The following is an 8,264-nucleotide window of genomic DNA, read 5'->3' on the forward strand; positions in this document are numbered from 1 at the left end:
CGTCACGCCCGCCGCCACAGCCGCACCCGTCACGCCCGCCGCACGCGCACCCGTCACGCCCGCATGCTCCCGCTTCACCCGGCGCCGCGAGCGAGCCCGGACGACGGCCGTGACGATGCTCGCCAGGATCAGCGTCACCGACAGCGCGATGCAGGCGAGCAGCAGCACGAGCACCCAGGTGGGTGCGGTCGGGGTCGCGGCGACGGATGCCGCGACCGTACCCCCGCTGACCGTGACCTCGGCCTCGGCAACGGCGTCCGATCCCGCCCCGCGCAGGGTCAGCAGGTGCGTGCCGTCACGGACTTCGCGCGGCACCGGCAGCGCCGCCGCCACCTCGCCCTGCGACCCGGCGGTCAGGGGACCGACGGCCGTGAGCCCCCCGTCGAGCGACGCGACGATCTGCTCGCCGGGGGTGAAGCCCTGGCCCGTGAAGACGATCGACGTGCCGGCCGTGACCGACGCCGACTCGACGCCCACCCGCACGGTGCCCGCCGCCCCGGCCGTGCCCTCTCCCCCGGGAGCCCCGGGAGCCGCGGGGGCCGCAGGAGCTGCCGCGGACGTGAACGACACCGGCGTGAACGTCTCGTTGTTGGCGTTCTTCACCCCGTGCGCGCCGATGGTGATGATGCCGCAGGTGACCCGCCTGCAATCGACCTCGGAGACGCGTCCGTCACGGTCCTGGCTCTCGAAGACCGCGCCGGGGATCACCATCGACACCGACCACGATCCATCGGCGCCCAGGATGCCGTTCGCTGAGCTCTCGGTCTGACTCCCCGGGAAGGCGAGGAAGCGCTGGAAGCCGTTGTTGTCGACCGACTCCGCGTCGGGCACGTATCGGTAGTCCATCCCCACGACACCCCCGGCGCTGGGCCGCCACGAGCCGCCCGCGGCGTCGTCGACCCAGCCGAACAGCACGTAGATCCCGCCGAAGCCGTTGGGGATCGACTGGAAACCCGACCCCGACACGGTCACGTCGGTGGCGTAGTCGGCATCCGCGGATGCCGTCCCCCCGGGGCCTGAGACCGTCACCGATCCGGCAGCCCACGCCGGGGCGCCGGCGACGACGGTAGCGGTAGCGGTAGCGGTGAGGGTCAGCGCGGCGGCGATCGCGATGAGACGACGAGACAGATGGTTCATGAGGGTTCTCCGGGGAGGGGGGAGGGCAGGGGCGCGGAGTCGGCGACGACCAGGAGCGCCCCGCGGGGCCCGGCGACGACATCGATCGGATGCCGGTACACCCGCGTGAGCAGATCGGGATCGAGCACGTCGCGCGGGGGCCCGTCGGCCACCAGCCGACCGTGCTCCAGGAGCGCGATCCGGTCGGCGTAAGCGGCGGCGAGCCCCAGGTCGTGCAGCACGACGACGGCTGACCCGCCGGCATCCACGCGATCGCGGGTGCGGGCGAGCACCCGGTGCTGGTGGCGGATGTCGAGACTCGCGGTGGGCTCGTCCAGCAGGGCGATCCCGCACTCCTGCGCGTACGACCGAGCGAAGGCGGCCCGCGCGCGTTCCCCGCCCGACAACCCCGTGACCGGCCGGTCGGCGAACGCCTGCACCTCACCGGCGACGAGCGCCTCAGCCACCGCTGCGTCGTCTCGGGAGGCGGCGGCATGACGGCGCCACGGGGCGCGGCCCATGCGCACGACGTCGCGCACGATGAACGGGAACGACACCTCGTTGTTCTGCGTCAGCACCGACCGACGGCGCGCGCGCTCGGCGACGGGCCAGGATGCCAGGGCCGCACCCTCGAGCTCGACGGATCCCGCCGCGGGAACCCGGTCGCCCGCGAGCACCGACAGCAGGGTCGACTTGCCCGCGCCGTTCGGGCCGACCAGCACGACCATCTCGCCCGCCGCGAGGTCGAGATCGACCGCGTCGAGCACGCGTCGACCCCCCACGTCGACCGAGATCCCGCGGGCCCGCAGCACCGGGCTCATCCCCATCCCCCCGACCGACGGCGCGTGCGGCGCAGGAGCCAGAAGAAGAACGGCCCGCCGATGAGGGCGGTGAGCATGCCGATGGGCAGCTCCGAGCCGGGCACGGCCGTGCGCGCGACGAGGTCGGCGGCCAGCAGCAGCACCGCACCGCCGAGCGCGCTCGCGGGCACCAGCAGACGATGACCGGGCCCGAGGACCATCCGCATGAGGTGCGGCACCACGAGCCCCACGAAGCCGATGATCCCGCAGAACGCCACGGCCGCGCAGGTCAGCAGGGCGATCACGACGATCGCGATCACGCGCAGCCGCTCCACCCGGACGCCGAGGTGCTCGGCCTGCCGCTCACCGAGAGCGAGCAGGTCGAGGCTGCCCGAGAAGAACAGGCACGCCACGATTCCCACGACCGCGAGCGGGGCGACGACGGCGAGGTCGTCCCAGCGGGTCCCGTTGAGCGACCCGAGCTGCCAGAAGACGATCTGTTCGCGCTGCTGGGTCGAACCCAGGTAGGTGAACAGCGCGATGGCGGCGCCCCCGACGGCGTTCACCGCGATGCCGGTCAGCACCAGGGTGACGACCTCGGTGCGGCCGTCGGCGCGTGCCGAGACGTAGACGACGACGGTCGCGGCCAGCCCGCCGGCGAAGGCCAGCGCGGGAAGGGTGAGGGGCCCCAAGAAGGTGAGCCCGAAGACGATGGATGCCGAGGCGCCCACCGCGGCTCCCGAGGAGATGCCGATGACCCCGGGCTCGGCCAACGGGTTGCGGAAGACGCCCTGCATGACGACGCCGGCGGTAGCGAGCGTCGCACCCACGAGAGCGGCCATCAGCAGCCGGGGCACGCGGATGAGCCAGAGCGTGGCCTCGCCGTTGACGTGCTGCATCGCCGCCCCCGGCGAGACCGACAGGAAGCCGAGCCCGACCGAGCGCACCCCGTCGTTCCAGGCGCGGGAGAAGGCGCCGACCACCTGGTCGGGCGGGATCGAGAGCTGCCCACTGCCCGCCGACACGATGGCCAGGGCGATCAACGCGAGGGTGAGGGAGACGAACACCGCCGGTACGCGAAGACCTGCGCGGGCGCCGGCAGCCGAGACCGCCACGGGCGCCGCCGCGACCGTCGTCATCCCGCCGCCTCGGGCGCGTACACCGCAACGGCCAGCGCATCGAGCACGTCGGCGGAGGCGGGGCCGAAGCTCAGCACGGTGGTGTCGGACATGTCGACGACGCGGCGGTGGCGACCGGCCTCGGTCTGGGCGACCGCGGGGAGGTGCTCGACGAGTCCGTCGACACCGTCGACCGACTCGAGGCCCTTCGTCATCATGATGAGCAGGTCGGGATCGGCGTCGACGAGGGCCTCGTCGGTGATCGGGCGCATGCCCTTCCATCCGATCTCGCCCGCGACGTCGATTCCCCCCAGTGCATCGATCAGGCTGTCCGCCCCCGATTCGTCGCCGAAGAGGTAGTAGACCCCCGACTGACCGCGCACGTAGAGGAACATCATGCGCAGCTTCTGCGCGGGGTCGGCCGGTGCGATGGCGGCGATCTGCGCGATCTTCGCGTCGATGGCCGCGGTGCTGCGCGCGGCGAGCGCGGCCGCACGCTCGGGCACGCCCAGCGCCGAGCCCACCTGATCGATGAGCGATCCGACCGTTTCGAGAGAACGGTGCGAGTCGACCACGACGACCGGGATACCGGCATCCCGCATCTGCAGGATGGTGTCCCAGGGACCGAGACTCGTGTCGGTGAGGATGACGCTGGGGGCGGCGTCGAGGATCGCCTCGGCGTTGAGGTCGTGTCCGTTCTCGGTGACCACGGGCAGGTGCGCCGCCTCGGGGAAACCGGTGGAGATGTCGCGGGCGACGACCTGATCGCCGAGCCCCAGCTCGAAGACGATGCGCGAGAGCGAGCCGTAGATGTCGAGCGTGAGGATGCGAGAGGTGTCGGTCACCGTCACGGCGGTGCCCTGGGAATCGGTGATCGTCACGGGGAGCGACTGCGCCCCCTCGGCGACGGGAACGATGGCCGAGGACGCGGCGACGGCGGTCGAGGGACCTTCCCACGCGAGTGGATCGGCGAGGGGCGTCACCTCCGCCAGCGGCGGCGTCGCAGCGGCCCCGCCACCGTGCATCGGATCGGCGCCGCTGCAGGCGGTGATCCCCACGGCGACGGTCAGGGCGAGCGCGAGCGCGGCGAAGCCGCGAGTGGTTCGACGGGTCATGAACGCACCTCCAAGTAAGGTGAGCCTACCCTCAACATTGCTCACTGACCCGCCCTCGTGGTTAGGTAAGGCTAACCTGCCTTTCAGTGCCCTATCCGGGGCGCACTCGCGCACGCCGTGAGACCCGCGAAAGGCTGAGAAGGGAACGAACGTGGAATCCTCCGCGCACAGACATCGGTTCGCCCGCGTGACCATCGCGAGCCTGACCGCCGCGGCGCTCGCCCTCGGCGGGGCTCTCGTCGCCGCCCCCGCCCACGCCGCCGGGACGAGCATCGACGGTGCCGTGTTCCGCTGGGGCGTCAACGCCGAATCGAACGCGGCCGCTTTCGCCCCCGGAACGGTCAATCTGCTCTCGGCGGGCGTCGTCACGGCCACCTCGTCGGCTGACCGCGTCACCGCATCGAACTGGAAGCAGAGCGACGGCAACACGCAGATCCTGAAGCGCCAGGCCGACGGCAGCTACGCCACCGCGACCTTCGCGGGGCTGCGCACCGACGCGAACGGCACCACCCTCACGACGGGCAATGGACTGAACTCGGGACACATCGCCGAGATCGCCGGCGGGACCGGAACGGTCGACGTGGATGCCAACACGGCCAGCATCCAGTGGACCGGGACCTTCACCTCGGCGTACTACTCGGGTATGACCCGCTCCTGGATCACCGACCCGAAGCTCACCGTCGCCTCCGACGGCACCGGCACCGTCACCGCGACCCTCGGCGGCTACGGCACGTCGATGGACGACCCCGACAAGTTCGAGACCCTCACGCCCGCGACGAACGTGGTCATCGCCACACTCACCGGCGTCGACGTGACGCCCACGGGCTTCACCGTCACCCCCGACTACCTCGGCCGCACAGTGACCGTCCCCGAAGGATCGGTCGCGCAGGTCACCACCGGCGCCACCTCCGGGGCCTTCCCGCAGTCGTTCGTCGATTTCCAGGTCAAGACGGGCCAGGGCTCGTACTGGTACTCCTCGGGCGGGTCGGCCGACGCGCGCAAGCCCGCCAGCCCCCTCTCGGTCGCGTACACCGCCGCCCCCGTCGCGGCGACCCCCACCGTCACGGTGTCGAAGACCAGCGGGATCGCCCAGGGCGAGACCGTCACCGTGACCGGCAGCGGGTTCCTGCCGTCGGGCAGCGCCACGAACGGGGTCCGTCCGCCACTGGCAGGCCAGTTCAGCGGAACCTACGTCGTGTTCGGCAAGTTCGCCGACACCTGGAAGCCCTCGGCGGGAGCCCCGTCGTCGTCGCGTTCGGTGATCGCACAGAAGTGGGCCGTGCCCACCGCCAGCGTGGCCGCCATCGGCGGCGCCGGCAACGGTGCGATCGAGCTGAAGGCCGATGGGACGTTCTCGGCCGACCTCGTCCTCAGCACGACCGAGGCGCAGAACCTCGCCGCGGGTCGCTTCGGCATCTACACCTACGCCGGCAGCGGCACCGTCTACGCCCCCTTCGAGACCTTCACCCCGATCGCCTTCGCGTCGTCGTCCGACGTGGTCGTCGAGGTGCCGGAGTGGGTCGACAACCCCACCGGCTCGTTCGGCTGGGCGTTCGAGGGCACCTCTCCCGCGAGCCTCGGCACCGCGGTGCAGGATGGCGCCAACTTCACGGCATCCGGTTCGCTCACCAACATCGTCGTGACCGACACCCGCGCCGGCGGAACCACGCCGTACACGTGGAGCATCTCGGGTCAGGTCGGCGACTTCGCCTCGACGGGCGGCGGCTCGTTCTCGAGCGGCCTGCTGGGGTGGAAGCCCAAGGTCGTCACCGCCGGGCAGACGGTGACCGCCGGCGCCGAGGTCGTGTCCACGCGCCTGGGCGGCGTCGGGCTCGGATCCTCGCGGGTGCTCGCGTCATCGACCGCGGCGGCCAGCGCCACCGTCGGCGCCGACCTGTCGCTGGTGATCCCCGGCACGACGCCGGCGGGCGACTACACCGCGAAGCTCACGATCACCGCACTGCAGTAAGCACCGCGAAGGGGGCCCCGGCGATCCGTCGGGGCCCCCTTCCCCACCCCTCAGGAAAGCACTCCCGTGTTCCCACGACTCCGCCTCGGCGCCCTCGTCCTCGTCGGCGCCGTCCTCGCCGCCCTCGCCGCACCGACCGCCGCCTCCGCCGCCACCGCCGACGGGGGCGTCGCCTGGACCGTACAGACCGCCGACAACCCCCAGGGCACCGGGCGCGCGAACTTCACGTACGACGTGGCGCCCGGGGCCGTGATCTCCGACGCGATGATCGTGGTGAACACCGGCACCGAGCCCCTGCCGCTCTCCGTGTACGCCGCCGATGCGTTCACGGCCTCCACCGGCGAGATCGACGTCCTCGTCGGCGGCCAGCCCTCGCAGGGGGCGGGCACGTGGGTCTCGGTGACTCCGACACCGCTCACCCTCGACCCGGGCGACTCCGCGGAGGTGCCCTTCACCATCGCCGTTCCCGCCGACGCGCGTCCGGGCGACCACGCCGCGGGAATCGTGACCTCGCTCACGAGTCAGGATGCCGCAGCGACGCTGTCGGTCGATCGGCGCCTCGGCACCCGCATCAACCTCCGGGTCGCGGGAGAGCTGACCCCGGCCGCCTCCGTCGCGGACGTGTCGACACGGTACGTCCCCTCGTGGAACCCGTTCGACTCGGGTCGCCTCGTCGTGCACTACTCGCTGGAGAACACCGGCAACACTCGCCTGTCCGGCACCGAGACGATCGCGACGACGGGCCTCCTCGCAGCGCGCACCCCGCCGGAGCAGATGAGCGAGATCCTGCCCGGGTCGATCGTCGAGGTCGAGCGCGAGATGCCCGTGTTCTCGCTGGGCTGGGTCACGGGCGCGGTGTCCGTCACTCCCGAGAGCGTGGGCCTGGGCGCAGCGCTCCTCGAACCGGTCGCCACGGAGTTCTCGACCGCGGCCGTTCCGTGGAGCCTCTACGTGCTCCTGATCGTGGTCCTGGGTGTCGCGCTCACCGCCATGCTGATCGCGCGGCGCCTGCGCCGTCGTCGCGCCGAGGTCCCGGGCGCCTGAGCTCGCGGCCGACGCCCTCGCCGCACCGGCGGTCGACGGTCGCGGCATCCAACGGTCGCCCGCGAAGGCGGCTCAGGCGGTCTGCGCCGCCTTGGCCCGGGCCAGGTCGTGGAAGAGCTCGGTGTTGAAGCGGTACGCGACGAGAACCTCGGCGATCACCCGCTCCTTCTCGTCATCGCTCCACGGGGTGGCATCCAGTTGTTCGCGGTAGACGTTCTTGAAGGCTTCGGGGTCGGCGATGTCGCCGAACAGGTAGAAACCGATGCCGTTGGTGTCGAACCCGAACCGCCGCTGCATGAGCCGGCCGATGAACTGCCCGCCCGAGAGGTCGCCGAGGTAGCGCGTGTAGTGGTGGGCGACGAACCCGCCCGGCCACGTGGCGGCGACGCGGCGGATCCGCGCGACGTATCGCTCGGTGGTCGGCAGCGGCGTGACGGTGTCGCGCCAGCCCTCCCCGAGCAGGAAGTCGAGATCGGCTTCGAGGGCGGGCATCCGTGTGAGCTTGTCGCTGAGGAACACGGATGCCACCGGGTCGGCGCGCATGCGCTCGGTGGCCTCTTCGAGGGCGACGTAGATGAACCAGTGCTGCACAACGAGGGCGATGTAGTCGTCGCGCGTGCCGGTGCCGTTCATGAGGTCGGTCATGAACCCCGAGTGCTCGCTGGTCGCGTGCGCCGTGCGAGACCGTTCGCGCAGGGCTTCGGAGAAGGAGATCACGTCGCTCATGAAGCCCATCATACGCATCGAGTTAGGTGACCCTAACCTAAGCTGTCTTCATGACGCATGTGTTCGACCCCGAGATCCAGCGGGCCGTGCTGGCCCACATGAACGCCGACCACCTGGACGACAATCTGCTCATCGTTCGGGCGTTCGGTCCCGACCCGGATGCCGCGTCGGCGGTCATGACGGGATTCGATGGCGACGGGGGCGACTGGTCGACCGCGTCGGCGCAGGGGGTCGCCACTCCGGTGCGCATCGCGTGGCCCGGAGGCGGCATCGCCGAGCGCCGGGAGGTGCGCCGTGAGGTCGTCGCCCTCTACGACGCCGCGTGCGCGCGCCTCGGCGTGACACCGCGCCCGCACTGAGTCGCGTTCGCCCGGGC

At 71.6% G+C, this 8,264-nt stretch carries 7 protein-coding genes and 1 pseudogene; 3 read left to right on the forward strand and 5 right to left on the reverse strand.

Features of this window, described 5'->3' with window-relative positions; translation table 11 throughout:
• From RWP81_RS11830 to RWP81_RS11845, 4 genes and pseudogenes are all read right to left on the reverse strand, one after another.
• Window positions 1-1,137: pseudogene (locus RWP81_RS11830) on the reverse strand (hypothetical protein); the annotation flags it as partial.
• Window positions 1,134-1,937 (reverse strand): heme ABC transporter ATP-binding protein, encoded by an 804-nt coding sequence (locus tag RWP81_RS11835; RefSeq protein WP_314456336.1) that lies wholly within the window; start codon window positions 1,935-1,937, stop codon window positions 1,134-1,136. The gene RWP81_RS11835 and the pseudogene RWP81_RS11830, both read right to left, overlap by 4 nt.
• Window positions 1,934-3,055, reverse strand: a complete 1,122-nt coding sequence (locus RWP81_RS11840) for an iron ABC transporter permease (protein WP_314456338.1) — start codon at window positions 3,053-3,055, stop codon at window positions 1,934-1,936. The genes RWP81_RS11835 and RWP81_RS11840 overlap by 4 nt, the downstream gene beginning before the upstream one ends.
• Window positions 3,052-4,149 carry an ABC transporter substrate-binding protein gene (locus RWP81_RS11845; RefSeq protein ID WP_314456340.1) on the reverse strand — a complete coding sequence of 366 codons (1,098 nt, stop codon included), beginning with the start codon at window positions 4,147-4,149 and terminating at the stop codon, window positions 3,052-3,054. Before RWP81_RS11845 ends, RWP81_RS11840 begins: the two co-directional genes overlap by 4 nt.
• A 187-nt stretch (window positions 4,150-4,336) precedes the next feature.
• Between RWP81_RS11845 and RWP81_RS11850 the strand changes: the two genes are divergently transcribed.
• Window positions 4,337-6,118, forward strand: a complete 1,782-nt coding sequence (locus RWP81_RS11850) for a hypothetical protein (protein WP_314456342.1) — start codon at window positions 4,337-4,339, stop codon at window positions 6,116-6,118.
• 66 nt (window positions 6,119-6,184) lie between these two features.
• On the forward strand, window positions 6,185-7,162 hold the full coding sequence (locus RWP81_RS11855; RefSeq protein WP_314456344.1) for a DUF916 domain-containing protein: 978 nt from the start codon (window positions 6,185-6,187) through the stop codon (window positions 7,160-7,162).
• A gap of 72 nt (window positions 7,163-7,234) precedes the next feature.
• Here RWP81_RS11855 and RWP81_RS11860 read toward each other — a convergent pair whose 3' ends face one another.
• Window positions 7,235-7,888, reverse strand: a complete 654-nt coding sequence (locus RWP81_RS11860) for a biliverdin-producing heme oxygenase (RefSeq protein WP_314456345.1) — start codon at window positions 7,886-7,888, stop codon at window positions 7,235-7,237.
• Between the two features lie 50 nt (window positions 7,889-7,938).
• On the opposite strand from RWP81_RS11860, the gene RWP81_RS11865 reads away from it, so the two are divergent.
• Window positions 7,939-8,247 (forward strand): DUF2470 domain-containing protein, encoded by a 309-nt coding sequence (locus tag RWP81_RS11865; protein ID WP_314456346.1) that lies wholly within the window; start codon window positions 7,939-7,941, stop codon window positions 8,245-8,247.
• Window positions 8,248-8,264 lie beyond the last annotated feature (17 nt).

Origin of the sequence: uncultured Microbacterium sp., from assembly GCF_963521695.1 — a bacterium.
Lineage (GTDB): Bacteria > Actinomycetota > Actinomycetes > Actinomycetales > Microbacteriaceae > Microbacterium.

Bases quoted from the DNA above. Each gene is read 5' to 3' on its own strand.
- RWP81_RS11865 (WP_314456346.1), top strand. From the start codon at position 7,939: ATGACGCATGTGTTCGACCCCGAGATCCAGCGGGCCGTGCTGGCCCAC.
- RWP81_RS11835 (WP_314456336.1), bottom strand. From the start codon at position 1,937: ATGAGCCCGGTGCTGCGGGCCCGCGGGATCTCGGTCGACGTGGGGGGT.
- RWP81_RS11860 (WP_314456345.1), bottom strand. From the start codon at position 7,888: ATGAGCGACGTGATCTCCTTCTCCGAAGCCCTGCGCGAACGGTCTCGC.
- RWP81_RS11845 (WP_314456340.1), bottom strand. From the start codon at position 4,149: ATGACCCGTCGAACCACTCGCGGCTTCGCCGCGCTCGCGCTCGCCCTG.
- RWP81_RS11840 (WP_314456338.1), bottom strand. From the start codon at position 3,055: ATGACGACGGTCGCGGCGGCGCCCGTGGCGGTCTCGGCTGCCGGCGCC.